This window comes from Pseudaminobacter soli (ex Zhang et al. 2022), from assembly GCF_014595955.1.
In the GTDB taxonomy this organism is placed as follows: Bacteria; Pseudomonadota; Alphaproteobacteria; order Rhizobiales; family Rhizobiaceae; genus Kumtagia; species Kumtagia pseudosoli.
In genome coordinates this window covers 215,419-240,567 of record NZ_JABVCF010000004.1, presented here as the reverse complement: position 1 = coordinate 240,567, position 25,149 = coordinate 215,419, and the positions used below count along the sequence as shown (strand labels likewise).

The following is a 25,149-nucleotide window of genomic DNA, read 5'->3' as shown; positions in this document are numbered from 1 at the left end:
CGCGCCTGCCCTTCAGAGAAACCGCCCGAACCAGGCGCCGTATCCGCCGAGCTTGATCTTCCCGCCTTCCGCCTTGCCGGCGAAGCCATGGCCTTCGACCGCTTCCAGCCCGGTCTCGTCGCCGAGGTCGACGCTCGCCGGGCGTGCGCCGAGATTGAAGGCGCAGACCATCTGCTCGTTGCCGTATTCGCGGATGAAGACGACGACGTTTTCGTCCGCCGCCAGGAATTCGATGTCCCCCTTCACCAAGGCGGGGTTCGCCCGGCGGAAGGCAAGGAAGCGGCGATAGTGCTCCAGCAGCGAGGCCGGATCGCCCTCCTGGCGGTTTACGGCCATCGCCAGATGCTCGGCCGGGACCGGCAGCCAGGGTTTCGCGGTGGAAAAGCCGCCATTCGGTGCCGTGGCGACCCAGACCATCGGGGTGCGGCAGCCGTCGCGCCCCTTGAATTCCGGCCAGAAGCGGATGCCGTAGGGGTCCTGCAGTTCCTCGAAGGCGAGGTCCGCCTCGGTCAGGCCGAGTTCCTCGCCCTGGTAGATGCAGACCGACCCGCGCAGCGACATAAGCAGCGCCGCGACGACCTTGAGATAGGCGCCGCGGTCTGGCTCGTCCTCGCCCCAGCGCGAAGCGTGCCGCTTCACGTCGTGGTTGGAGAAGGCCCAGCAGGCCCAGCCGTCGCTCGCCACCCGGCCGAAATCCTCGAGCACGGTCTTGACCTTCGTGCCGCTGATCTTCTGCGGCGCCAGGAAGTCGAAGGCGTAGCACATGTGCACGCGGTCGCCGCCGCCGGTGTACTCGGCCACCACCTGCAGGCCGCGCTGCGAGTCGCCGACCTCGCCCACCGCCGCGGCGGCCGGGTACTCGTCGAGCAGCGCGCGGAAGCGGCGGAGAAAGTCGAGGTTCTCCGGCCGGCTCTTGTCGTAGAGGTGATCCTGGTAGTTGTACGGGTTGACCGAGGGTGCGGTCTGGTCGTTGCGCAGTTCGGGCGCGAGCGGCGGGTTGTCCTCTAGCCCCTGGCTGTGGAAGTAGAAGTTGATCGTGTCGAGCCTAAAACCGTCGACGCCGCGATCCAGCCAGAACCGGGTGACATCGAGCAGAGCCTGCTGCACTTCCGGATTATGGAAGTTCAGGTCCGGCTGCTCCGCCAGGAAGTTGTGCATGTAGTACTGCTGGCGGCGGGTGTCCCACTGCCAGGCCGAGCCGCCGAAGATCGACAGCCAGTTGGTCGGTGGCGTGCCATCCGGCTTGGCGTCGGCCCACACATACCAGTCCGCCTTCGGGTTGGTGCGGCTGGAGCGGCTCTCCTTGAACCAGGGATGTTCCTCCGAGGTGTGCGAGATCACCTCGTCCATCATCACCTTGAGGCCGAGCCGGTGCGCCTCGGCAATCAGCGCGTCGAAGTCGGCGAGCGTCCCGAACAGCGGGTCGACGTCGCAGTAATCGGAGACGTCATAGCCGAAATCCTTCATCGGCGACTTGCAGAACGGCGAAATCCAGATCGCGTCGGCGCCGAGCGCGGCGATGTGGGGCAGTCGCTGGATGATGCCCCTGAGGTCGCCGACCCCGTCGCCGTTGGAATCCTGGTAGCTGCGCGGATAAATCTGGTAGATCACCGCGCCGCGCCACCAGTCGCGGTCGGGAGTGCCGGGGGTTTTCTGATTTGCAGTCATGCGGATTTCCTAGTGTTTGGGAATACGCCCACCCCTAACCCTGCCCAACAAGGTGGAGGGGGGCATAGGCGTTCCCGCCTGACCTTCCGAACAGTTGGACAGAAGGGCGCGTACGATGACGTTCTCCCTCTCCCTCGTTGGGAGGGGTAAGTGGTGGGAGCCAATGGCGTTCACCATGCTCAGCCTCCCTTCACCGATCCCGCGAGCAGGCCGCGGACGAAATAGCGCTGCAGCGAGAAGAACACGATCAACGGCACGATGATGGTGACGAAGGCCGATGTCGTGAGGATCTCCCAGTCGCCGCCGCGCGAGCCCAGGAGCGCATTGAGCTTGCCGGTGAGCACCAGCTGGTCTGCCCCCGAGCCCAGGAAAACCATCGCCACGAGGAGATCGTTCCAGACCCAGAGGAACTGGAAGATGGCGAAGGAGGCGAGCACCGGCAGCGACAGCGGCAGCACGATCTTGATGAAGATCTCGAAGTCGCTGGCGCCGTCCATGCGCGCCGATTCCATCAGCTCGCGCGGCAGGCCGGCCATGTAGCTCCTGAGAAGGTAGATGGCGAAGGGCAGGCCGAAGCCGGTATGCGCCAGCCAGATGCCGAGATAGGTCTTCGACGGCACCCCGAAGAAGGCGCCGACGCCGTTGTAGAGCTGGAGCAGCGGGATGAGCGCCATCTGCAGCGGCACGACAAGCAGCCCGATGATCACGGCGATGATCAGCGCCCGGCCGGGAAAGCGCATCCAGGCCAGCGCGTAAGCCGCGAAGGCGGCGACCATGATCGGGATGATGGTCGCGGGAACAGTCACCGTCAGCGAGTTGATGAAGGAGCGGCCGATCCCTTCCGAGAACAGCACGGTCTCGTAGTTCTCGGTGGTGAAGCGCGGCGGCGCGGTCACCGCGTAATAGACGCGCTGGCCGCGGTCCCCCTCGAAGGCCTTCGGCGAGGCAAGCACATAGCTTCCGTCTGCGTTCACCTGCAGCGTCACGCCGTCCTTCAGTTCGGCGACGCTGCCGGCCTCGTAGTCGGAGGGCGCCTGTACGCGGGTCCCGAAGGCGGTCACTTCGCGCTCGCCTGGGGTTTCGAACAGGTTGCCGGCGATGACGAACTTGCCGTCCTTCTCCTGCTGGGCGGAGGCGGGGGCCAGGCGCCCGGCCTCGGTCTGCGCTGATCCGGTGAAGGCGCTCCACCAGCCCGACGCGATGATCTGGTCCTTGTCCCGGAGCGACGAGACCAGGATGCCAAGCGTCGGGATCGTCCAGACCGCGACGAAGAACAGAACGGCTAGATGGACGCCGATGCGGCCGGCGGTGGAGCGTCCGGAAGGGGTGCCCATCTCAGTGCCCTCCCGTTTCGCGGTTGGCCTGGCGGATGTTCCAGATCATGATCGGCAGCACCGCCAGCATGATGATGACCGCGATCGTGGCGCCGCGGCCAAAATCGCCGCCGCCGCGGAACATCCAGTCGAACATCAGGTTCGCCAGCACCTGGCTGTTCCACTGGCCGTTGGTCATCGTGAGCACGATGTCGAACACCTTCAGCACCAGTATGGTGATGGTGGTCCAGACGACCGCGATCGTGCCCCAGATCTGCGGCACCATGATCTTCCAGAAGATCTGGAACGGCGATGCGCCGTCGATCACCGCCGCCTCGATGGTCTCCTCGGGAATGCCGCGCAGCGCGGCCGACAGGATCACCATGGCGAAGCCGGTCTGGATCCAGATCAGGATGACCATCAGGAAGAAGTTGTTCCAGAACGGCAGTGAGATCCAGAACTGCGGATTGCCGCCGAGGGCCTGCACGATGGCGTTGAGGACGCCGATCTGTGTCTGCCCGGCGTCGCGATACTCGTAGATGAACTTCCAGATGACGCTCGCGCCGACGAAGGAGATGGCGAGCGGCAGGAAGATCAGGCTCTTGGCGATCGCACCCCACCAGATGCGATCGGTGAGCACCGCGATGATCAGCCCGAAGAAGGTGCAGGCCGCCGGCACCACCAGCAGCCAGAGCAGGTTGTTGAGGATGGAACTGCGGAACTCACGGTCACCGAAGGCCCAGGCATAGTTCGAGAGCCCGACGAAGTTTTCGCCCGACCGGTCGTGGAAGGAGAGATAGACCGTCTGGATGACCGGATAGATCAGATAGACGACCAGCACGAGCATGGCCGGGCCGATGAACAGCCAGGGCCGGATCATCGCCTGCTTGCGCAAATTGTCGATCGCCTTCTCGCCCTTCACCCCGCGGGACGGGAAGATGAGGTCAAGGACCTTGTTGGCGCCCCAGAAATAGGCGACGCAGCCGCCGACCCCGACGATGATGACGATGATGGCCGAGAGTATCTGAGCAGCCATAGGTTCCTCCCCACCTCCGACCGAATATTTTGTTTGAGCACTGCCTCAGTTGGCCGTTTTGTTGGTCGTGCGTCCTTCGACAAGTTCAGGATGAGGGAGGTTGGCGCTGCCCCTCACCCTGCCGGGACCTTTTGCCCGTGAAAGACGGGGAGCGGGAAGCCGGCCGCGACGCAGATGCCCCCCTATCCCCGTGTGTGGGGGGACGTTGAGGAGCGGCACCAATATCTGAGGGGCCGCACCAACGCCCCTCATCCTGAGCTTGTCGAAGGACGCACGACCTAGCAGCGCGCGATCCTACTTGATCGCGTCCCAGCTCTTCTGGATGTCGGAAGCCACCTCTTCCGGCGACTTGCCGCCGACGAGGTCGACCATGCCCGTCCAGAAGGCGCCGGCGCCGATCTTGCCCGGCATCAGGTCGGAGCCGTCGAAGCGGAAGGTCGAGGCGTTGACTAGGATGTCGCCCTGCTTCTTCAACTGCTCGTTGGCGTAGGCGTCCTTGTTGGCGGTCTTCAGCGCGGTGAGCAGGCCGGACTGGGCCATCCAGATCTCATGCGCGAGCGGCATCTCCAGGAAGTTGATGAACTCCCGCGCCGCCTTGGAGTCCTTGGTGATCGCGACCAGCGTGCCTGCGCCGAGCACCGGCTGCCCGAGCTCCGGCTTGGAGGCCATGGGCGGCAGGTAGAAGAAGTCCGCGTCCTCGCCGAGCTTCGTGCCCTCCGGGAAGAAGGAGGAGATGAACGAGGCCTGTCGGTGCAGGTAGCACTTCGGCGGGATGCCGAAGAGGCCCTTCGGGCTATCGCGAAAATCGGTCGCCGCCACGGCGGCCCGGCCGCCGTCCACATATTTGTCGTTGGTGGCGATGTCCGAGAAGATTTTCAGCGCATTGACCACGGCCGGGTCGTTGAACGGTATCTCGTTGCGCACCCACTTGTCGTAGACTTCCGGCGGCTGGGTGCGCAGCATGATGTCCTCGACCCAGTCGGTCGCCGGCCAGCCGGTGGCGCCGCCCGACCCCAGGCCGATGCACCAAGGCACGCCGCCGTCAGCGACGATCTTGTCCGTCAGCGCCTGCAGATCCTCCCAGGTCTTCGGAACCTGGTAGCCGGCTTCCTCGAAATTCTCCGGCACGTACCAGACCAGCGACTTTAGGTCGGCCTTATAGGGGAAGGCGAAGAATTTTTCCGTGCCGTCCTTGTCCTTGTAGGTGCCGAGATCGACCCAGGACTGGCCGGCGCCATAGTTCTCCTTGACGAACCCGGCGACCTCGTCGCCGAGCGGCACCAGCAGGCCCTTCGAGGCCAGGTCCTGCAGCAGGCCGGGCTGCGGCAGGATCGCGATGTTGGGCGGGCTGCCGGCCTGCGTGTCGATGACGATCTGCTGCTCGTAGTTTTCGGAGGAGGAATAGTTGATCGTCGCGCCGGTGGCCTCCTGGAAATATTCGAGGACGCTGCGCACCAGCGCCTCGTCTTCGCCGCGCCAGGGACCGAAGATCGACAGCGTCTCGCCCTTCAGGTCGACCTTCTTGAGGTCCTCGTAGTTCTGCCAGGTGAAGCGGGCGTCCTCGCCTGGAGCGAATTTCAGCTCGGCCGCGGCCGGCCAGGTCATGGCGAGCACAGCGCTCGCCGCGCCTGCAAACAGGCTTCGTCTCATCGGTTTTCCTCCCTGCCGATCAAAAGCGTAATTGAAATCTCCGTCCCCTTTGCCTCCGGGGCTACATTGAACCCTCCCTCTTCCCGGGTCCAGTGAGCAGACCGTCAGGCAGCCAATGCGAGGCATTTCCAAAGCGCTTTGGCCCCTCATCTCACCATGATCGCTCGAAACGAGTCAAGAAGAAGCTTTATTTCGAAGGAAACCTGTCGAGCATGTTTTCCGGCAGTGCAGCATGTTTTTCGCTGGCAAAGATGCTTGCTTCGGGGTTCTAGTTGCTGCGTCTGACTTTTGTTCGTATTCCGGTGACCCCGCCCCCAAGCTCCCTCTGGCAGGTCTCCTTCAAAGCGCTTTGAGAACGTGCGGTGAACCTGAAGCAGCTCTCCTCAATGCTCGGCCTGTCGCAGACCACTGTCAGTCGCGCGCTCAACGGCTATCCCGAGGTGAACGAGGAGACCCGACGCCGTGTCGCGGATGCCGCGCGCCGGCATGGCTATCGTCCCAATCCGAGCGCGCGGCGACTGGCCACCGGCAAGGCCGGTATGATTGGCTACGTGATGCCGACCGGAGCCAGCGTCGACATCGACCCGCATTTCGTCGAGTTCCTGTCTGGCCTCGGGGACTATGCCCGCTCGCATGAACTCGACCTTGTGCTCAGCCCCGCCGAAGCCGATGATGAGGAAACGACCTACCGGCGCGTCGCGGCCGCAAAGAATGTCGACGCCGTTTATGTATCGGTGCCGGTCCCGAACGATCCGCGCATCGCGCTGCTGCACCAACTCGGCCTTCCCTTCATCGTGCATGGCCGCTCCGAAGGCCTCGACTTCGCCTATCCCTACATCGACATCGACAATGAAGGCGCTTTCCACGAGGCGGGGAGGCTGCTCGTCCAACTGGGGCATCGGCGGATCGCGCTCATCAACGGCGACGAGCGCCAGACCTTCGCGATTTTCCGCGAGCGCGGCGCAAGGCGCGCCCTGGCCGGCGGCGGATTAGAACTCGCGCCGTCTATGATACGGTCCGTCCAGATGACGGAAGAGAACGGCTACCTGTCTGCCCGAAGCCTGCTCGAGGGTGAGCAGGCGCCGACCGCGATCCTATGCTCCAGCCTGATCATGGCCTTGGGCGTGTCGCGTGCGCTCAGGGAAGCCGGGCTATCGGTGCCGGACGACGTGTCGCTGATCGCTCACGACGACGTCTTTCCGTGGCTCAAGCCGGAGAACTTCCCGGTTCCGCTGTCGACCACCCGCTCGTCGATCCGAGCCGCGGGGGCGCGCATAGCCGAACGTCTCGCCGCCCGCATCTCCGGCCTGGAGGACGGTAGCAGGGGTGAAGTCTGGCCGGTGGATCTCGTGGTGCGCGGCTCCGTCGCCGGCGTGCCGCCGTGAGGGTTCAATGGCGAACTGCGGTTCCGGGAAAGGAAAGCCCCGTCGCGCCGGGCCCGACAGCGATGCGGCGGCTGTTGACCAGAATGCCGGTGATCCGCGCGAAGCTTTCGAATGCCCTGCGGGCGTCTTCCACCTTCATGGTGCCGCCGAGCGCGGCCTCACAGCCCTTTAGTGCGCAAGTGTAGACCGGGCCGCGGCGAGCCGCCGGCCAGTGCCGCAGAAACTCAGCCGCCTCGTTCAGCGTGTCGACCTCCACCACATCGCCACCAAGGGATAGTCTTACGGAAATACGAAAGGCCGTCGTATCCATGCTGCGCCTCCCACGGAGTCGGACCACGTTCGTAGACAACGCGGCATAAGCTTGAACGTTCCTTCAACCTGAAACTGAGTTCGCAATAAGGCGCCCGGGCACAATGGTGCGGATCAAGTCAGCTGGCGGGCAGCGAACGGAGAAGGGTCGAGCGCGCCGACACCATATGGGCCAGGAAGGCTGATCGCACGCGCTCAGGATCCTTCGACCTCAGCGCGTCTATATAGGCGATATGCTCCTGGATGGCGCTGGCGTGGCGCTCGCGCTCGCCCGCCCTGTTCCACTGGTAGTGGTAATTGAAGATCATCGCGATCAGATCGTAGAAATCGATGATGAAGCGGTTGCTCGACGCATTGTGGACGAGCCGGTGAAAGCGCTCGTCGAGTTCGGGGAACTCTTCGTAGCGATCGTCGATCGATGCGGCCATCGCGACGTGCTCCGCTCTTATCCGGTCAAGCGCGGACCAGGCCGGATGGTCGTCCGCAAGTGCCAGGAATGCGGCCGCCGAGTTCCGCTCGAACATCTGCCTGATATCCGCCAGCTCCAGCGCGAACTCCCGCGTAAATCCCTTGAGCAGCCAGCGGCTGTTCGGCCGCTTCTCGATCAGTCCGAAGCGGCTGAAGCGGATCAGGAACTCGCGAACGCTGGTGGTTCCGACGCCTGCCTCGCGGGCTAACTCGACCTCGCTGATATGGCTCCCCGGCGCCACCCCATGCTTCAAGAGCCGCCGCATGAAGCGTCGCTCGACGATCTCGGCGGGCGAATCAGTCTCCTCGGGCGGAAAGTAGTCCTCGGGCGAAGGCGGCCTCAGGCGCGGCTTGGACCGCTTGTCCCAGCGGATCAGGCCGGTCTCGGCAAGCCGTGCCAGCACGGCGCGCACCGTCGTGCGACTGACGCCGAGAGCGGTGCCGAGCTCCGGCTCGGAGGGCAGGTGCTCGCACCGCCCGAGCATGGTCAGGCAGCGGTTGTAGGTCTGCTTGAAGACAATACTGGTCCTGGACATCGCAAGCTTCCATGCCCCTTTGGACAGCCGCGCTGATCTGGAAAGCGGTTGACGCTAAACTGTATTTTTAACATAAAAGACAGTACTTCGAACCTAACGGGAGTCAAGCACCCGGAATGTCTTGCGGTCGCTCTTTGGCCGACCGAGACGACCAGGGTATTGGCTACCTGAAAGCTTCAGCCAGCTTCAACAACCAGGAAAACTGCCCGTGTCCGCCGCGAAATGCATCGTCCTGTCGAAAGCCGACAATGTCGCCGTCGCCAACGGCCGGATCGAAGCCGGTGAGGAGCTTCCCCGCGGTGTCTTGGCAAGGGAAGCGATCGACCCGGGCCACAAGATCGCCATCCGGCCGATCGCGGCGGGCGAGGCGGTGATCAAATACGCCCAGGCGATCGGACGCGCGACCAGCGACATCGCGGCCGGCTCGCACGTGCACTCCCACAATCTGGTGTTCGAATCCGGGCGCATGCCGGTCGTCCCGCCGTCGGCGCCGGTCGAGGCGACGGATGAGGAGCGCGCGCGCACCTTCATGGGCTATCGCCGCGCCGACGGCCGGGCCGGCACGCGCAACTTCGTCGGCATCGTCGCCAGCGTGAACTGCTCGGCCACGGTATGCCACGCCATCGCCAACGAGGCCAACAAGCGACTTCTGCCGAACTATCCGGGCATTGATGGCTTCGTGCCGATCGTGCACGGCCAGGGCTGCGGGATGAGCAGCACCGGGGAGGGCATGCAAATCCTGCATCGCACGCTCGCCGGCTATGCACGACACCCGAATTTCGGCGGCGTGCTGATGGTCGGGCTGGGCTGCGAGGTCAACCAGCTCACGCTCTACGGCCAGAAGGGCATCGCAGCAGGAAAACGCCATTTCAACATCCAGGACGCGGGCGGATCGCGCAAATCGGTCGAGCGGGCGATGGGCGTGTTGCAGGAGATCTGCGAGGAGGTCGGCCATCTCAAGCGCGAGCCGATCCCGGTCAGCGAGATCGTCGTCGGCCTGCAGTGCGGCGGCTCCGACGGCATGTCCGGCATCACCGCCAACCCGGCGCTCGGCGCCGCCGTGGACATCCTGGCCGGCGTCGGCGGCATCGGCATCCTGTCCGAGACGACCGAGATCTACGGCGCCGAGCATCTGCTCGCCTATCGCGCCGCGAGCGCGGAGATCGCCCAGAAGCTCGACGGCTACATCAAGTGGTGGGAGGACCACACCGCCAAGCACGGCGCCTCGATCGACAACAATCCTTCGCCCGGCAACAAGCGCGGTGGGCTGACGACGATCCTGGAAAAATCACTCGGCGCCGTTGCCAAAGGTGGGCAGACGCCTCTCAACGGCGTCTTTGCCTATGCCGAGAAGGTGAGCGGAAGCGGTCTCGTTTTCATGGATACCCCCGGCTACGACCCGGTGTCCGCCACCGGGCAGGTGGCGGGCGGAGCGAATATGATCGTGTTCACCACCGGCCGCGGCTCCTGCTTCGGCTCCCATCCGACGCCGTCGATCAAGGTCGCCACCAGCACGGCGCTCTACAATTCGATGGAAGAGGACATGGACGTCAACTGCGGGGTGATCGCCAGCGGCGAGAAGACGATCCCGCAGATGGGCCGCGAGATCTTCGACCTGATCGTCGAGACCGCATCGGGCCGCAAGACCAAGAGCGAACTGTTCGGCTACGGCGACAACGAGTTCGTGCCCTGGCACCTCGGCGCCACGCTATAGGGCGTGGTGACCGGTTCGGCCCTGGAGGCAAAATCCCTCTCGGCGTGGGGGAGGATGGATTCTAGCGGCACTCACTGAATGAGACGCCCCACGCGGTCGTCCGGCCGGTAGCTGGTGCACTTGTTCGTGGCCGACCAGACGCCCCGCCCTCTTCGGAGCTGGGAAAGTGCTCGGTGGCCGGGCAACACGCAGCTTCTGTTCCCATTGCATAGGACTTTGGCCCCTATCGAAGTCAGCAATGTGATGTAGTCGACCGTGTAATCGATCATCAAAAGAAGAGGTTCACAGCAGGCAAGCTCGACTATTTAAATCGTTGGGGCGTCTCTGCAGAGAGAACTAAACCAATGACTCAATCCACGCAGAATCATGATCCTCAAGGCAACAAGTCCGTGCGCCGAGTCGATGAGGCACGTCGTCATTTCCTTGGCCTCTCGGCAGCACTGGCGGCCAGAGCTGCTGCGCTCGGTTCGCTGACTGCAATGGTCCTGCCATCGTCGGCAAATGCCATGGGGCGATGGCGCGGTCGTGGCCGCGGCCATAATAGCGGCGGCACGGGTTCGCCCGGCGGTGGTCCAGGCCATAGCGGAGGTCCGGCCTGTTTCCTTCGCGGCACCTCGATCATGACCTCATCGGGCGCGGTGCGGGTTGAGGATCTTGAGAAAGGCGATCTGGTCGTAACGGTGGACGGCGAGACCTTGCCGGTGATGTGGATCGGCCGCCGGGCCTACCGCAGAAGCGGCTCTTCTTGGCCGAAGGAGGTGATGCCCATCCGCGTGGCGCGTGGCGCCTTGGCCGAACAGACGCCGCACTCGGATCTGTACCTATCGCCCGGCCATGCTGTGCTGATCGACGGTGTTCTCATCACGGTAAAGGAACTGGTCAACGGCACTTCGATCGCCCCCGCGCTGCATGATATGGAAGAGATCGAGTATTTTCATGTTGTGCTCGCCACCCACAAGGTGATCCTGGCCGAGGGCGCTCCCGCCGAGACCTTCCGGGCGTGGGACCGCAACTATGAGTGCTTCACGAACTTCGTCGAGTACGAGCGCCTCTACCCCGATCGAATCGGACTTAGGATGAGGTCCCATGCCCACCTTGCCGGCAGCGAGAGTGGCCGGACACACCTGAAGGCGCTTCTGAGCCTCGCGGTATACCCCTTTATTCAGATACGCGATCCCGTCGGGGACGCGCGTCGGAAACTGGCGCTGCGGGCGGAAGAACTCGCCGGCTAAGCCTTCCTCTGCCGATCAGAAGCCGAAGGCCCGCTTCATCGGAGCGGGGCTTCTGCTTTCTCATGCCCGCGCCGGCCATTGCGAACAAAAGCGAAACGGGCTTCAGTCCCGAGATGGACATCGCCCTTCGTGATTCGACTCTGCCCTCGCCGGCCCAACCCCAGCCGAAAGACCATCTGGCGCGCCTGAACGCTGAGCAAAGGGCCGCGGTGGAGCATGGCGACGGTGCGGTCGCCGAGCCGCTGCTGATCATCGCCGGGGCGGGGTCCGGGAAGACCAACACGCTGGCGCACCGGGTCGCGCATCTGATCGTCAAGGGCGCCGATCCCCGCCGCATCCTGTTGATGACCTTCTCGCGCCGGGCGGCGTCCGAGATGACGCGGCGCGTCGAGCGCATCGCGGCCGAGGTGATGGGCGACAAGGCCGCGGTGCTGACCGAGGGGCTTTCCTGGGCGGGCACGTTCCATTCTATCGGGGCGCGGCTCCTGCGCGACTATGCGCTGGAGATCGGCCTCGATCCGGCGTTCACCATCCACGACCGCGAGGATTCCGCCGACCTGATGAACCTGGTGCGGCACGAACTCGGCCTGTCAAAGACGGAGAGCCGCTTTCCCGCCAAGGGCACCTGCCTTGCCATCTACTCGCGCGTGGTCAACGCGCAGGCCGAGCTCGAGCCGATCCTCGGCAAGTATTTTCCCTGGTGCGCCGGCTGGGCGGAGGACCTGAAAAAACTGTTCGCCGGCTATGTCGACGCCAAGCAGGCTGAGAACGTGCTCGACTACGACGACCTGCTGCTCTGGTGGGCGCAGATGTGCGCAGAGCCGGCGATCGCCGAACATCTCGGCTCGCGCTTCGACCATATTCTCGTCGACGAATACCAGGACACCAACCGGCTGCAGGCGGCGATCCTGACCTCGCTCAAACCCGAGGGGCGCGGACTGACCGTGGTCGGCGACGACGCGCAGTCGATCTATTCCTTCCGAGCGGCGGAGGTGAGGAACATCCTCGACTTCCCGTCGCTGTTTCCTGAGCCGGCGCGGATCGTCACGCTCGATCGTAACTACCGCTCGACCGACGCCATCCTCGATGCCGCCAACGCGGTGATCGGCGAGGCGGCGGAACGCTTCACCAAGAACCTTTGGACCGAGCGCCGCTCGGCGGAGAAGCCGCTGCTGGTGACCGTGCGCGATGAGGCCGAGCAGGCGAACTATGTGTGCGAGAAGGTGCTTCAGGAGCGCGAGGCGGGCACGGCGCTGAAGCAACAGGCGGTGCTCTTCCGCGCCTCGCACCATTCGGGTCCGCTGGAGATCGAACTCACGCGGCGCAACATCCCCTTCGTGAAGTTCGGCGGGCTGAAATTCCTCGATTCGGCGCATGTGAAGGATCTGCTCGCCGTGCTGCGCTTTGCCGAGAACCCGCGCGATCGCGTGGCGGCCTTCCGCGTGATGCAACTGATGCCGGGCATCGGGCCTTCGTCGGCCGCGGCGGCGATGGAAGCCATGGAGCGGGCGCTCGACCCGGCGCTAGGGCTGCAGTTCTTCAAGGCTCCGGCGCGGGCGGAGGCCGACTGGCCTTCATTCGTCGAGCTGTTCTCGCAGATGCGCACGAAATCCGCCTGGCCAGCCGACCTGGAGCGGGTGCGCCTCTGGTACGAGCCGCATCTGGAGCGCATCCACGAAGATGCCACGGTGCGCCGCGCCGATCTCATCCAGCTTGAGCAGATCGCGTCCGGCTACCCCTCCCGCGAACGTTTCCTCACCGAACTCACCCTCGACCCGCCGGACGCGACCAGCGACGAGGCCGGGCCACCGCTTCTCGACGAAGACTACCTGATCCTCTCCACCATCCATTCGGCCAAGGGGCAGGAGTGGACAAAAGTTTTCGTCCTCAACGCGGTGGACGGCTGCATCCCGTCCGACCTCGCCACCGGCGAGCGGGAGGAGATCGAGGAGGAGCGGCGGCTGCTCTATGTCGCCATGACACGGGCAAAGGAGTCGCTGCATCTGGTCACGCCCCAGCGCTTCTTCGTCCACGGCCAGGCCACGCGCGGCGACCGCCACGTCTATGCCTCGCGCACCCGCTTCATCCCTGACCACATGCTCGACCGCTTTTCGCGGGTCGCCTGGCCGCCGCCTTCATCCGCAGGTGCGGCCCGCGCGCCACAGCCCGATATCCGCGTCGACCTGAAAGCCCGCATGCGCGGCATGTGGCGGTAAGGTGCGGCCGACGCATATCTTCGGGTGTGGTCGGAGGGTGGCGCGCTCGGCAGGACTTGAACCTGCAACCTACGGATTCGAAGTTCGTACATTCATTGTCCAGAGTTTCTGGACGTAAGCCGATTTAGTTAATAAAATCAGACACTTGGCTTACCTCCGAGTCGTTGTAGGCGGATAGCGTATCTGGACAAAACTGCCTATTTTTAGGGGTTTTTGAATGGAAACAGGGCAGAATTTTTTGAATGGATAGCTGCGCTTGACAGCTTCGTCCAGAAATGCTTAACAGCGAAGGACACCTGAAAAGGCCCGAAATGAACATAAATGACCTCCCCGACATCGTCGCCGCGATCCGTCGCAAATCGGCCGGCGACGGACATCCGGACACTGAAATGGTGACCGTCTCCGAGGCTGCGAAACTCTGCGCGGCCAAGGGACTGAAGAAGCTCAACCACCGCTGGTGGAAGACGGTCGTCTACCAGCAACTCTTTCCCGCCGTCAAATTCGGCCAGTATTCGATCCGCAAGGATTACGTCGAGGCGCTGTGCCGGCATCTCCAGATGGAGGCCGTGTGATGGAATCGGCGCTCGCGGCCATAGCTCTCTACGCGATGTCGATCGGCGGGCAGACCTCGATCCCGTACGGTCACTACGACTTCTGCCGGCGCGTGCCGGCCGAGTGTGGTCCCATGCAGCCGGCCGCACCGATCGACCTGACGAAGAAGCTGTTCCAGCGGATCGAGCAGATCAACATCGGCGTCAATCTGCGGGTCAGCCCGAGGACCGACCACGAGACCTACGGACAGGAAGAGTTCTGGACCTATCCCGTCCAGAACGTCGGCGACTGCGAGGACATCGTGCTGGAGAAGCGCAAGGCGCTGTCGCGACTCGTCCCGCTCTCCAATCTCCTGATCACGGTCGTGCGCAAGCCGGATGGCGAAGGTCATGCCGTGCTGACGATGCGGACCAGTGAAGGCGATCTCATCCTCGACAACCTGACCAACGAGATCAAGCGCTGGTCGGAAAGCAACTACACCTTCCTCAAGCGGCAGGACGCGTCTCACGCCGGCCGCTGGGTCGCGATCACCAACTAGGGCTCCCCATGAACGCCGACGAATACTCCCGCTATTTCGGGCTCGCCAAGAAGGACCAGCGCATGCGCATCTCAATCTGGAAGACCGCCAAGGGCCTTTTCTGGCACATCTTCAACGACGGTCGCTACTTCGCCGTCGCCTATATGATCGGCGCGTGGCTCACCTTCGCCCACGCCTTGGAGGTCTACTCCGCTCTCGCTCTGCGCGCTGTTGCCTTCCCCGCGCTGATCTCGGCGATCTTCTGGCCGGTCTACTGGTTCTTCTATTCCTCTTGGATGGTGTGGGGCTGATCATGGATAACCGTCCGCACAACTGCCGCAACCGCCTTCAGGCTGAAGGTAAGTCGTACCCGCGCAGCGGCTGCAATGCGTGTGATCGGCGACTTGGCCAGCGCTGCCCTCACGAGCCTCCCAAAGCCTTCAGCATGTCCGTCGAGCACTCCATCAAGCTCACCTACACCAACTGGAAGGGTGAGACGGCCGAGCGCACGATCACGCCGGACCATATCTACTGGGGCTCGACTGAGTGGCACCCGGAGTCGCAGTGGCTGCTCCGCGCATGGGATCACGACAAGAAGGCGTTCCGCGACTTCGCGCTGAAGGACTTCGGTCATCCACGCAGCAGCAGCAGCAGCAGCACCGCCGATCCTGAACTACTGGCTGCCGCAAAAGCGACGCTTGCCTACTACGACAGCTTGGATCGCAGTCACGATGAAGGCGAACCTGCGATTCTTGATGAACTGGCCGCTGCCGTCGTGAAGGCGGAGAGACGAGGCACCCGCAACGCCGACATACGCTCGGATTCCAAGACGATCGACATGAGTCAGGTACGCCCTGTCGGAGAGCCTCTTCGCAAGGCGGATAGCCCGACCCACTACGTGCTCGTCACGAGTACAGGTGGAGGCCCCTTCGTCAAGGATGCGGCCTTCTTTATCCAGCAAGGTGGTTTGTCGGCATCGTGGTCCAAGAACTGGCGACCTGTCGTCGCGGACTCGATCGAGCATGCCCGCGAACTCGCGAAGCAGATGGACTGGACTTATGTCTGATTTCCTCTTCGCACTAGGTCGTAACACGCTAGGACTCGTCGCAGGTGTAGGTGCTCTCTGCGTCTTCTTCTTCCCCTTCTACCTCGGCCACCTCGTCTCGGAGAAGAAGGAGAGTCAGGGTCTCGCCCTCGGGCACGCTCAGTGGGCCGGTCTCAAGGTCACAAGCATCGCCTACCTCATCTACGGGGCGGTCTTCCTCGTCGTCATCTCGTGGCAGGGGGTGTGACTGATGGACCCGATTCTCCTCCCCTCCCTCGTGGTGATTATTGCCGTGATCCTCCTTCTGCGCTGGTGATCTGATGGCTCTCCCTACCAATGCTCTGCTCTCAACCGTCTCGGCCTCGGCGCTGTGTGATTTCCTAGACGTGCCGGTTTATTGGCCCGACTGGGACCTCTGCCCCATACCTGATGCGATGCTCGACGACGGCACCATGATCGAGTTCAAGACGACGCCGACTGGACGCCTTGTACCCATGGACGGGTTCGAGATGCACGAACTCAAGCGGGATCGCCACGAGGCTGCGATCTCTGTCTACAAGGAGTTCTACGGCGGGCGCTGCCGCGTCACCCAAGACCTCGACGAAGCGATTGAGATCAACCGCCACGGAAACGGCGTTGGGATCGACTACAGCGCGATCGAACAGCGCATCCTCCAGTACCTCGAAAACAGTCTGCTTGCTCTTTATGGCACGACAACGAACCAGATGAGTGCAGAGCCGGAGCCTCTGACCATGGAGAAGCTGAAGGGCCTCTTCTACAAGCCGGTCGATCATTCGGAGAGGCTGCGCCGCTACTGCTGGAGCGATCTCAGCTTGGTCTACAGGAACTCTGTGCATGGCAGGTGGCTCTTCGATCTGGAGACGGACACATGAACATCACCGTCACCAAAGAGACCCAACTGACCATCTCTGCACTCATTCAAGTCAATGACGAGTTCAACCCTACCGCGACCTACACAGTTGATGTCGTAGACGACGATACCGGGACGAGCGTGACCTTCACCGGCTGTTACATGCACTTCGACGGTGAGCGGGTCTACATCAACCTGAAAAGCGGCACCGCGTACAGGTCCGGCGTCGACAAGGTGGAGTTCACATGAACAAGAACGAAGAAGAGTGCATCGTCGCCGCAGCCGTCCGTCTGGAGCGCGACAACTGCACTTATTCCCTCCTACCTCCGGCGCGCCACGGCGAAGTGATCCGGCTGGTCAATTCGCTCTACCAGAAGGGTAATCCTGAGTTCGTGATCCTCCCCGAGGAGCAGGGATTCGTCACGTCGCATGGGCGCTTCGTCGGCCGGCGCGAGGCGCGCGCCATAGCCTCACTGGCTGGGCAGACGAGCAGTCGCGACTACAACATGACTGATCTGTTTTCGGAGGATTTGTGGTGACGACGGTGCAGGTGGTGGCGGGCTCGGCGATCTTCGGCACGTGCCTATTCAGCGTCGCCGTGTCTCTTGCCGGCCTGCCGCCGACAACGGCCGGAGAATGCTTCGCGGCGATCGGCAGCGGGATCATCGGTTGGTGTGTTTACAGGAGTGCGACGTGACCCAATATCCATCGCCTGACGAGATCGCGAAGCATCTGTTCTCCGAGCTTCGAGATGAGGAGAAGGAGGTTATCGCCAAGGTCGAGAGCGCCGCTGGTATGGTCCGGTTCCACTCGACGGTCGGCATGTTCATCCGCAACCGCTACCGGTTCTGGGACGCTGACAACCCGCACACGAATGCGAGCGCTGCACCCAACGAAAAAGGCATCATCGACGATCCGAAATTCCCGGATCAGGTGTCGCACGCGATCCTAGAGAGCGTCTGGGAGATGGTTCAGTCTGAGAGGGTTCTATGAAGGTCAACGGATTCGAGGTCCCGCAGGCGACGATCGACACGGTCGCGGCATGGTTTCCGGTCGGTCGCTCGTTCAGAGCAAGCGAACTGAGTGCCGTGCTGGTCAAGCTTGGCGTGCCCCGCATGGACTGGATCGCCGATCGCGTGGCCGACAGGCTGTTGCAGAAGTGGCGCAAGGCCGGCGTGATCGTCTACAGCGGCAAGAAGTGGCTGAGGGTGGCGACGTGAAGCCGGAGAGCTACCCATTCCTGCGCATCGCGCGAGAGTTCGACGCCGATTATGGCGACGTGTTGACAGTGGCGCATATCTACGACGCCCGTAACTGGGACAGGGTGCGGTTCGGGGAAATGGCAACTACGTATCATTTAGAGTCCCTGCATCGGATTTTTATCCGGGATGATTGGCGTCTGATTTGGAATCGATTGGTGGACGCCATGCACACGCAGAGAGAAGTCCGCGAAGGTCGGATCGACTGGCAAACTGGAGAGTGGTTGATATGACCGTCGACGAGATGATCGAGGCCTTCGAGGCAGCAAGCAACCGGCCAAACACAGGCGTCAACTTCGCCTGCGACGGTCGCTTCGGCACCAAGCGCAACGACCTGCACGCCTTCATGCTGCTGGAGTCGATCCTGCCCGAGCAGGTGAACGAAAATGGTCACGTCATGGACATGGTGACTGCGGCCGAGCACGACAAAATTTGGCTTGAGGTCGACGTGAGGAAGTTGGCCGAGGTCATCACCAAGGAGCAGATCGAGGAATTGGAAGCGTGTGGTGTCTTCGCCTCCGAGGACGAAGACGGGCTCTGGATGTTCGTCTGATGAGACTGACCACGATCGATCTGGACGCCGGCACGGTTACCTCTGAACTCATCCCCGACAAAGAGACGACCGGTCCGCTTCCCATCAAGTGGTACTGCGGCCTTGTCGTCAAGGATTCGTCTGACCCTGTCATCCAAGCAGCCCGCAAGGAAATCGACCTTGAGGAGGGGGAATGGCGGGTTGAGTGCAGAAACGAAAAGGCCGGGAGTGACCCCGGCCAGAGCGTAATCGATGTACCCAAGTCCTGACTTAGTGTGGCCGGCCGACGAGTACGCTACTGACCACACGGCCGACGATCGGCAGTCTGCCGACCGGCACCTCGAAGTCGTTGCCGCCGATCTTGACGAGCATCATCTTGTCATGGGAGCCCGGCACCGCTTGGACTTCACCAATGGCCGTGCGGTCGTGGTTGTCCAGAACGAAGGTCCCCTTGCCTCGGATGTCCTTGTCTTCCGTATTGACCACGACGATGTCGCCGGCCTTCATGCCTTCGATCTCGTCGTCGTAGAATACGGTGACGGCCCGCAGCTTCTCCTCGCCGGTCAAACCGATGCGCTGGAGAGCGTCCCTCGGCAGGACGATAGACGTGACGACACGCTCCTTGCCGTCGATCTTGTCGATCAAAGGGATAGCATTCGCCATTCTTTCGGGATTGCTATTCTCGACGCCGAAGAGAAGAAATTCCGGAGTCGAGCGGACAGCATCCGCAAGGCTTTTGACGTTGTCGATGGATGGGTAGGTGTTCCCGAGTTCCCACTGACCAATTGCAGATCGAGAAAACCCGAGACGGCGCGCCAATTCTGCTTGAGTGAGTGCCGCTGCTTCTCTGGCATGACTTAGTCGTCTGCCAAACGCGATGCACCCTTCTCTGTCCAGAGTTGGTTTTGTAGTTCTTTTTACAGCACCTTCCATTGGTTTCCCTGTCCCGTTGTCCCCGCACTTTTGTGCGATGCGAAACAGTTAGAACGGCTTTACGAGGCTGTCAAGGCTTTCTGTCAGAAAAGAATCCTTTGGCTCTTGACAAGGTAAGGATTCGTTTAAGCGAAACCGAATCAAGTGTACCTCTTTCGGCTTAGGGAACTCTATTGGAGTTAGGAACGTTTTTAGATGATTTTTCTGTCTGGTCGACGATTCTGACAACGCCGGACAACTTTTCCCGGCAGTCAAGATGGGCTCCGGCCAACCCATTGATAAAGCGCGCAACGTCCTTCTGGGTGTAGGGCTCCCTCGGTGCGCCGGGCGCGTTCCTGCACGTGCGCAGACTATCTGGGATCGTCGGAGATGCGACGAAAACGTCAGTTTTTGTTGGGGTTGTACAGCCGCTCAACGCTGCGGATAGCATCACGCAGTACAGGAGCGACAGGACCATCGTTTTCACTTGGCGCATTCTCGATTTCCCTGCTTATTTCTTCCTCGACCCCTCTGTGTTCGTCGATCCTGCGGAAGGTATCCTCCAAGGACTCGATGGCGATCTTCAGGCCCTTGACCTCGACCTCACGAGCGATAACAGTGTTTTGGAGGTTGACCTTCTCAATCTGTAAGGATTCAATCCTCTTCTCTGCCAAGTTTTTCTGGACCCACAAGGACCCAACAAGGGTCAGTCCGGCGACCACGGCGACCGTGATCACTCCGGACTTCAAGGTGGAGAAGAGGCTGAGCGGGTTGAACATCAGACGTATTCGGTGATGAAGACCGACTTGCCGCCCTTGGCGATGATCCAGTGCTGCGACCCTTCGACGATCAGTCGGCCGCGCAGAGGGCTCTTCGTCGGCGTCTCCGTGATCTCCACGGTAGCATTGCCGGCGACGCCGTAGATCGACACGCCATAAGCCTCGCGGTTGACGAGGACAGGTAGCTCGATGGGGTCAGCCATGTTGGCGTCGATTTCGATCGAGTCGGCAATCGGCTCGTCGAGGACGACGGTCTTCACGCCGTCATCGGTCGTCGACAGTCTCCAGAACTCAAGACGTGTTTTGAAGGCCATGGATGGTTCTCCTTTGGATTAGGCCAGCGGCGGGAAGCCGCGAATTGCGAGGGTGAATGGGTCGTTGGCTACCGCAGGCGCGCCGGGCGAAACCGTGCGCCGGACCCAGACGGCGCGCCGCTGCCCCGGTCCGAGATCACCGATCTCCAGACCGTTCTCGGCATCTGCCGGGGAACTGAAAACCAGTTCCGGAGCCTCTAGGACGTAGTTGCGGGCAGTGCCTGTGTTACCAACCGTATAGGTCTTGGTGCCGACCGGAAGAAGTCTCTGGTAGCCTGTGGATGCGGGTACGGTGATCTCCGTCCAAACAACACCATCGAAAGACATAGCAGCAAAGCTCAGCCCGCAGACGACAAATGCACTTAGACCTTCCGACCAGTTAGCGTGGTAGAGTACAGGAGGGAAAGCGTATGTAATCAATGGTGTCCAATTAATCCCGTCCACACTCTTGTAGAGTTTGCTGCCTCCCGACCCACTATTTGATGCGATGAACATTCCGAGCTTTGGTGACCACGCAACGCCGCTAAAATTTGCACTGGGGACGGTGATGCCCGCCACCCACCCTCCTTCCAGTGGAGTGGTCGAGTGGATGATGCTGGTTCCTCCGCAGATCACGGTGCGGCCGAGGGGCGGAGAATAGGCAAATCCAATTTTGTCTCCCAAGGCGACCGGGGACTGTACACCAACGGACCAGTCCATGCCGTCATGCGAAACGCCGACAAAATGGTTTGTGGCAAGGCGGACGTAGAGGAAGGCATCGAGTTCCGGGAACCATTTGACGCCCTTGACTATGTAGTTGGTCACGCGCTGGCCCCAAGAGACGCCGTCTGCGCTGATGGCAATACGGGTGGTTCCAGAGTCCGCAACACCAGCAAACAGTTTAAGTTTTGGCGACCAAGAGATGTCGCGCCAGTTACAGTTTTTCGTGATGTCGGCGGTCGCGCCTGCGGCGGTCCAGTTCAGTCCGTCTGGAGAAGTCGCCGCACGCACGTCTGAGGAAGTACCGCCACCGAGTGAAAGGGCGACGAACAGTCCAAGCTCCGGTGCATAATCGACGCAGTACCAGACCATATTGCTCTGGAGATTTCCTGCGGTCGCCTGCAATCCTGCCGAAGGATCGGCCGGGGTTCTGTTTTCGCTTCCTGTTGGAGCAGCGCCGCTGGTAGGGGCAAGTGCGATGTCGATCGTCGTCCCGGTATTCGGTGTCTGCGCTTGGATATACGCGCGAACGTCGATCAAAGTGTCCGACGCGTGATTGTTCAGGACATAGACGCAGCGGTACTCCGTCTTCCCGTTTTGCGCTTCCGGAGAGGAAACTGGGTCGAACAGGTTGTTCAGGACTCCGGGTGTGACATCGACGGCGGACATCTCGCCGCCCAAAGAGGCGTGGGGGTTGTTGTTAGCCACCCCTCCCGACAACCGCCATTTCACATCTGCTGCTGCTACCATTGATATACCTGTCAAACTGCGAGAATTTCGTAATCCAGTGGAAGGGACACGTTCACCTTGGGCATCCCGGCGAGATCATAAACTCGGTAGTCGAGCACCAGATTCGACGAGATCGACGACGTGACCGGACCGATCTGACTGGAGTTTGCCGACTTGGAGCCTGCCGAGTTGGTTGCCGTCACCACGACGTGGAAGAACGCTCCGATGTCGTCCTCGGTAAGCTGATGCGTTATCGCGCTCGCACCGGGGATTTCGACACCGTCCTTCCACCACTGATAGGAGAAGACAGGGTCTTCACCATTGCCGTCCCAATTTCCAGAATCTGCATCAAGCAGGCTGTCCGGAGACGCGTTGGTCGGGGTGATAAATGGCAGTGTCCTGTTCGTAGGAGGTTCAACGGTCGGACGTACCGGGGCAGTGCCGGCGCTGCGCGCTTCCTCGGAAGTTCCCAAGGCATTGATCGCCCGGACGCCGACTGTGATGACCGATCCGGCGTGGTTGTCGTCTGGTGTGAAGTTTGCCGCCGTAGCCCCTGCGATCTCCAGACCGCCCGCGTACCACTGGAAGAGGTATTCCGTGATCGGGGAGCCATTTACATTCCACGTGCCGGTGGAAGCCGTCAACAGTACCCCACCCTTAGCCAGTCCGGTGATGACGGGATTGGTGATGACCGTTGGCGCTTCCGGAGGCACGGGGACGATGATCGTCTGATCCGTTATGGAGGAAGTCCCTCCACCTTCGTTGATCGCTGTGACAGTGGCGCTGAGGCGCTTACCAATGTCCGAAGACTGAACCGTGTATGTGTTGTTGGTCGCTCCGGCGATGTTCGTACTACCGGCACGCCACTGATAGATGATAGCCGTAATTGGGTTGCCGTTGTCGTTCCACACACCATCCGTGGTGGTAAGGACTTCGCCCACGGCCACCGTTCCCGAGACGACGGGCTTGGTAATGGCGACGGGCTTCAGAGGCAGCGTAACAGTCGATGTCTGTGACGTTGCACGCGTCGTCGAGCCCGCTTCGTTCGTGGCCGTCACGAAGGCCTGAATGCGTTTGCCAACATCGTCCGCCGTGAGGGTGTAGGTGTTGCCGGTCTCACCGGGGATCACCACTCCCGAGCGCTTCCACTCGTAAGTGTATCCGGAGATCGTCCCATCGTTCGCGTTCCACTCGCCATCAGAAACGGTCAGCGTCTCGTACTGACGCGCGGTGCCGGTGATCCTCGGAGCCGTGATGACAGACGGAGGCAAGACGGCTTCAGCGACAACCGCTGTTGGCACCGTTGTAGCCGTGATGCTGCCGACCGCGTTGATTGCCGTCACTTCGGCTCGGATTCTCTTTCCAAGCTCAGCGTCCGTGATCGTGAACGTGTTGGTGGTCGCCCCAGCGATCGCTACGTCGTCAGCGAACCACTGATAGGTGTAGGTGTGGATCGGAGACCCACCATTATTCCATGTACCGGTCGATACGGTCAGCGTGTAGGAGGAGCGCGCGACGCCTGTGATCGTCGGTCGGCTTACGATGGCTGGCTGGAACTGCGCTGCGATCACGGCCGCAGTCTGGAGACTTTCCACGACTGTAGCGCCGACCGAGTTGATTGCGGTGACGCGCAGGCTGATACGCTTTCCGACCTCGTTGTCGGTGAGGAGAATCGTGGTTCCGGTTTTGCCCGGCATAGCGACGCCATCGGTGAGCCACTGGTAATTGAAATCCAGTAGCTCGTCTCCGTTACCTGTCCACTGACCGTTGGAGTTCGCCGCAAGCACTTCCTGAGATCGAGCGATACCTGTGATCGTGGGCAGTTCAGTATTGACTGGCGCATGCGGAGCCGGCGCTACACGGCCTGTTGGATCGCTCTCGGCGATGCCCAAGCCGAGGGCATTTCGAGCGATTACTTCGACGGAGAGTGCGTTGTAATTGTCGTCGGCTGTGAGTGTGTAGGTCTCACTGGTTGCGTCTTGGATCGGCTCTCCCTCGCGCAACCACTGATACTCGTAACTCGAAATACCTACGCCTCCAGTGCTCCACACGCCGCGCGTCGCCACGAGGGTGACGCCTTCGCGTGGCTCGCCGGAGATCATCGGCTTGCCTGTGTTGATCGGAGCAGTGGGCTCGATGACGATCGGCGGGGCCGACGAGTTCCTGCGATTGGGAAGGGCGATCGAGACCGGGGAAATGCCGATCGGGTTCATAAACGAGACCATCAGCCCACACCTCCCTTGAACTCTTCCGGTTCAGAAGTGGGAAGCGCCATTCTGCGTGGCTGGGCGAAGCGGGCGAGTACGCCCGAGTAATCGATTGTCGAGCCGGCGACGTAGGAGATCGACAGGAACATTGCGAGCGAGAGCAGGCCGTCCGCGACGACCTCGCTGACCTTGCCAGTCAGTTCCGGATTGAAGCCCATAACCGTCACCACGGTCAGGCAGAATGCGACCGTGATGAACACGAATAGGGCTCGCCGGGTGCGATTCACGATGTCCTTAGGGTCGTTTTCCATCAGGCAGCTTTCACGAGGCGAGAGGAAACCCACGCGTTTCCGTTGAGGGTATGGACGTTCGTCCAGTCGTCCTGAACTGAGATCACACCGAGTCTGGAGCCGCGCTTCGTCTGCCCCACGATCGGGTAAGCGGTTCCGGGGCCGGAGCGGACGTTCAGAACATCGGTGTCGACTACAACGACGTTAGGCGTCGGCGACTTGATCGGGTCGGATACGCCGCGCATCAGCGCGGTGAAGCGGTTCATCGGGAATGCCGGGCCGGGGTCCGTCTTCCATCCACGGGTATCGATCTCCTCGTGGGAGACGATGTCGCGGATCAGATAACGATCGAGGAGCGCCTTGGTGATCTCGATCCCGATCTCGATCTGGGCTGGCGTGTATGGGCACCAGAAGATGCGGCCGGGACCTACGCGCTCGTTCGGGGCCTCGATGTACTCTTTGGCCTGATCCTCAGGCACAACCTTTCCGTAGGCATCCACCAGACGCCCATCCGCCCGCATCTTGGCCCATCCGATGTTGACGAACTCGAATCCGATCGAGTGGTTGTTCAGCATCTCGACGCCGGCCCATTTGGACGGCCCTGCGTGGTTGGCGCGACAGTTGAATGGCACCATCTGCGTCACCTTGCCGTCACGATCGATCACCAGATGGGCGGCGATCTCCGTGCTCCGGAAGGTGCCGATCGCCGACGCGGCCGTGTATCCTGCCGTGTAGTGCATGACGAGGAAGGTCGGATTGATCACACGTCCGATCGTGCGTGCCGGGATGTACGGCACCCCGCTGAGTTTGTGACCAGTGATGTTCATGGCGGAATCTTCGTGTAAAGAAAATCAGTCGATATATGTCAAGCAAATCTTGACACATATCGCCTGAAAAGTCCCGAAAAATCCTCAGT

The 25,149-nt window shown here is 61.8% G+C and carries 31 protein-coding genes; 18 read left to right on the top strand and 13 right to left on the bottom strand.

From position 1 onward, the window contains the following. Positions 1-12: 12 nt before the first annotated feature. The 4 genes from HUI96_RS09840 to HUI96_RS09825 form a co-directional block, all read right to left on the bottom strand. On the bottom strand, positions 13-1,668 hold the full coding sequence (locus HUI96_RS09840) for an alpha-glucosidase family protein (protein ID WP_188254467.1): 1,656 nt from the start codon (positions 1,666-1,668) through the stop codon (positions 13-15). 179 nt (positions 1,669-1,847) lie between these two features. Beyond that, entirely contained in the window at positions 1,848-3,002 is a 1,155-nt protein-coding gene (locus HUI96_RS09835) for a carbohydrate ABC transporter permease (protein WP_188254466.1), read from the bottom strand. 1 nt (position 3,003) lies between these two features. After that, the gene (locus tag HUI96_RS09830) at positions 3,004-4,017 is read right to left on the bottom strand and encodes a carbohydrate ABC transporter permease (RefSeq protein ID WP_188254465.1); all 1,014 of its coding nucleotides are present in this window, start codon (positions 4,015-4,017) and stop codon (positions 3,004-3,006) included. 294 nt (positions 4,018-4,311) lie between these two features. Further along, positions 4,312-5,667, bottom strand: coding sequence for an ABC transporter substrate-binding protein (locus HUI96_RS09825; RefSeq protein ID WP_188254464.1), 1,356 nt, complete (start codon positions 5,665-5,667; stop codon positions 4,312-4,314). 362 nt (positions 5,668-6,029) lie between these two features. Here HUI96_RS09825 and HUI96_RS09820 point away from each other — a divergent pair, with 362 nt between their 5' ends. Further along, on the top strand, positions 6,030-7,052 hold the full coding sequence (locus tag HUI96_RS09820) for a substrate-binding domain-containing protein (RefSeq protein WP_188254463.1): 1,023 nt from the start codon (positions 6,030-6,032) through the stop codon (positions 7,050-7,052). 4 nt (positions 7,053-7,056) lie between these two features. Here HUI96_RS09820 and HUI96_RS09815 read toward each other — a convergent pair whose 3' ends face one another. Together HUI96_RS09815 and HUI96_RS09810 are read right to left on the bottom strand one after the other, a co-directional pair. Further along, positions 7,057-7,362 carry a DUF982 domain-containing protein gene (locus HUI96_RS09815; protein WP_188254462.1) on the bottom strand — a complete coding sequence of 102 codons (306 nt, stop codon included), beginning with the start codon at positions 7,360-7,362 and terminating at the stop codon, positions 7,057-7,059. 118 nt (positions 7,363-7,480) lie between these two features. Next, positions 7,481-8,365: a GntR family transcriptional regulator gene (locus tag HUI96_RS09810; protein WP_188254461.1), complete on the bottom strand. Its 885-nt coding sequence runs from the start codon at positions 8,363-8,365 to the stop codon at positions 7,481-7,483. Positions 8,366-8,573: 208 nt separating this feature from the next. Here HUI96_RS09810 and HUI96_RS09805 point away from each other — a divergent pair, with 208 nt between their 5' ends. The 17 genes from HUI96_RS09805 (at position 8,574) to HUI96_RS09725 (ending at position 18,572) form a co-directional block, all read left to right on the top strand. Further along, a complete protein-coding gene (locus tag HUI96_RS09805; protein WP_188254460.1) occupies positions 8,574-10,079 on the top strand; it encodes a UxaA family hydrolase in 1,506 nt (501 codons plus the stop codon). A gap of 344 nt (positions 10,080-10,423) precedes the next feature. Continuing rightward, entirely contained in the window at positions 10,424-11,311 is an 888-nt protein-coding gene (locus HUI96_RS09800; protein ID WP_188254459.1) for a Hint domain-containing protein, read from the top strand. Positions 11,312-11,424: 113 nt separating this feature from the next. Continuing rightward, on the top strand, positions 11,425-13,527 hold the full coding sequence (locus HUI96_RS09795; protein WP_188254458.1) for an ATP-dependent helicase: 2,103 nt from the start codon (positions 11,425-11,427) through the stop codon (positions 13,525-13,527). A gap of 311 nt (positions 13,528-13,838) precedes the next feature. Further along, entirely contained in the window at positions 13,839-14,099 is a 261-nt protein-coding gene (locus HUI96_RS09790; protein WP_188254457.1) for a hypothetical protein, read from the top strand. Continuing rightward, on the top strand, positions 14,099-14,617 hold the full coding sequence (locus HUI96_RS09785; protein ID WP_188254456.1) for a transglutaminase-like cysteine peptidase: 519 nt from the start codon (positions 14,099-14,101) through the stop codon (positions 14,615-14,617). Before HUI96_RS09790 ends, HUI96_RS09785 begins: the two co-directional genes overlap by 1 nt. Positions 14,618-14,625: 8 nt before the next feature. Beyond that, positions 14,626-14,907: a hypothetical protein gene (locus HUI96_RS09780; RefSeq protein ID WP_188254455.1), complete on the top strand. Its 282-nt coding sequence runs from the start codon at positions 14,626-14,628 to the stop codon at positions 14,905-14,907. A gap of 2 nt (positions 14,908-14,909) precedes the next feature. Beyond that, positions 14,910-15,662 (top strand): hypothetical protein, encoded by a 753-nt coding sequence (locus tag HUI96_RS29065; protein ID WP_210320110.1) that lies wholly within the window; start codon positions 14,910-14,912, stop codon positions 15,660-15,662. Further along, complete coding sequence (locus HUI96_RS09770; protein ID WP_188254454.1) at positions 15,655-15,888, top strand: hypothetical protein; 234 nt, start codon at positions 15,655-15,657, stop codon at positions 15,886-15,888. The genes HUI96_RS29065 and HUI96_RS09770 overlap by 8 nt, the downstream gene beginning before the upstream one ends. Positions 15,889-15,961: 73 nt before the next feature. Further along, the gene (locus HUI96_RS09765) at positions 15,962-16,534 is read left to right on the top strand and encodes a hypothetical protein (protein ID WP_188254453.1); all 573 of its coding nucleotides are present in this window, start codon (positions 15,962-15,964) and stop codon (positions 16,532-16,534) included. Continuing rightward, the gene (locus HUI96_RS09760; protein WP_188254452.1) at positions 16,531-16,761 is read left to right on the top strand and encodes a hypothetical protein; all 231 of its coding nucleotides are present in this window, start codon (positions 16,531-16,533) and stop codon (positions 16,759-16,761) included. Before HUI96_RS09765 ends, HUI96_RS09760 begins: the two co-directional genes overlap by 4 nt. Then, positions 16,758-17,051, top strand: a complete 294-nt coding sequence (locus HUI96_RS09755) for a hypothetical protein (RefSeq protein WP_188254451.1) — start codon at positions 16,758-16,760, stop codon at positions 17,049-17,051. The genes HUI96_RS09760 and HUI96_RS09755 overlap by 4 nt, the downstream gene beginning before the upstream one ends. Then, on the top strand, positions 17,048-17,209 hold the full coding sequence (locus tag HUI96_RS09750) for a hypothetical protein (RefSeq protein WP_188254450.1): 162 nt from the start codon (positions 17,048-17,050) through the stop codon (positions 17,207-17,209). The genes HUI96_RS09755 and HUI96_RS09750 overlap by 4 nt, the downstream gene beginning before the upstream one ends. After that, positions 17,206-17,505 carry a DUF6794 domain-containing protein gene (locus HUI96_RS09745; protein WP_188254449.1) on the top strand — a complete coding sequence of 100 codons (300 nt, stop codon included), beginning with the start codon at positions 17,206-17,208 and terminating at the stop codon, positions 17,503-17,505. The genes HUI96_RS09750 and HUI96_RS09745 overlap by 4 nt, the downstream gene beginning before the upstream one ends. Then, positions 17,502-17,732, top strand: a complete 231-nt coding sequence (locus tag HUI96_RS09740) for a hypothetical protein (protein WP_188254448.1) — start codon at positions 17,502-17,504, stop codon at positions 17,730-17,732. Before HUI96_RS09745 ends, HUI96_RS09740 begins: the two co-directional genes overlap by 4 nt. Next, on the top strand, positions 17,729-18,004 hold the full coding sequence (locus tag HUI96_RS09735) for a hypothetical protein (protein WP_188254447.1): 276 nt from the start codon (positions 17,729-17,731) through the stop codon (positions 18,002-18,004). Before HUI96_RS09740 ends, HUI96_RS09735 begins: the two co-directional genes overlap by 4 nt. Beyond that, positions 18,001-18,324, top strand: coding sequence for a hypothetical protein (locus HUI96_RS09730; RefSeq protein ID WP_188254446.1), 324 nt, complete (start codon positions 18,001-18,003; stop codon positions 18,322-18,324). Before HUI96_RS09735 ends, HUI96_RS09730 begins: the two co-directional genes overlap by 4 nt. Continuing rightward, complete coding sequence (locus HUI96_RS09725) at positions 18,324-18,572, top strand: hypothetical protein (RefSeq protein WP_188254445.1); 249 nt, start codon at positions 18,324-18,326, stop codon at positions 18,570-18,572. Before HUI96_RS09730 ends, HUI96_RS09725 begins: the two co-directional genes overlap by 1 nt. Position 18,573: 1 nt before the next feature. On the opposite strand, the gene HUI96_RS09720 is transcribed toward HUI96_RS09725, so the two are convergent. From HUI96_RS09720 to HUI96_RS09690, 7 genes are all read right to left on the bottom strand, one after another. Next, on the bottom strand, positions 18,574-19,236 hold the full coding sequence (locus HUI96_RS09720) for a helix-turn-helix domain-containing protein (protein WP_188254444.1): 663 nt from the start codon (positions 19,234-19,236) through the stop codon (positions 18,574-18,576). A gap of 383 nt (positions 19,237-19,619) precedes the next feature. Continuing rightward, entirely contained in the window at positions 19,620-19,994 is a 375-nt protein-coding gene (locus tag HUI96_RS09715; RefSeq protein ID WP_188254443.1) for a hypothetical protein, read from the bottom strand. Beyond that, positions 19,994-20,308, bottom strand: coding sequence for a hypothetical protein (locus HUI96_RS09710; RefSeq protein ID WP_188254442.1), 315 nt, complete (start codon positions 20,306-20,308; stop codon positions 19,994-19,996). The genes HUI96_RS09715 and HUI96_RS09710 overlap by 1 nt, the downstream gene beginning before the upstream one ends. Before the next feature lie 18 nt (positions 20,309-20,326). Then, positions 20,327-21,757 (bottom strand): hypothetical protein, encoded by a 1,431-nt coding sequence (locus HUI96_RS09705; protein ID WP_188254441.1) that lies wholly within the window; start codon positions 21,755-21,757, stop codon positions 20,327-20,329. Positions 21,758-21,768: 11 nt separating this feature from the next. Next, a complete protein-coding gene (locus HUI96_RS09700) occupies positions 21,769-23,961 on the bottom strand; it encodes a hypothetical protein (RefSeq protein WP_188254440.1) in 2,193 nt (730 codons plus the stop codon). After that, a complete protein-coding gene (locus HUI96_RS09695) occupies positions 23,961-24,254 on the bottom strand; it encodes a hypothetical protein (RefSeq protein ID WP_188254439.1) in 294 nt (97 codons plus the stop codon). Before HUI96_RS09695 ends, HUI96_RS09700 begins: the two co-directional genes overlap by 1 nt. Further along, positions 24,254-25,060 (bottom strand): N-acetylmuramoyl-L-alanine amidase, encoded by an 807-nt coding sequence (locus tag HUI96_RS09690; RefSeq protein WP_188254438.1) that lies wholly within the window; start codon positions 25,058-25,060, stop codon positions 24,254-24,256. Before HUI96_RS09690 ends, HUI96_RS09695 begins: the two co-directional genes overlap by 1 nt. Between the last annotated feature and the right edge of the window lie 89 nt (positions 25,061-25,149).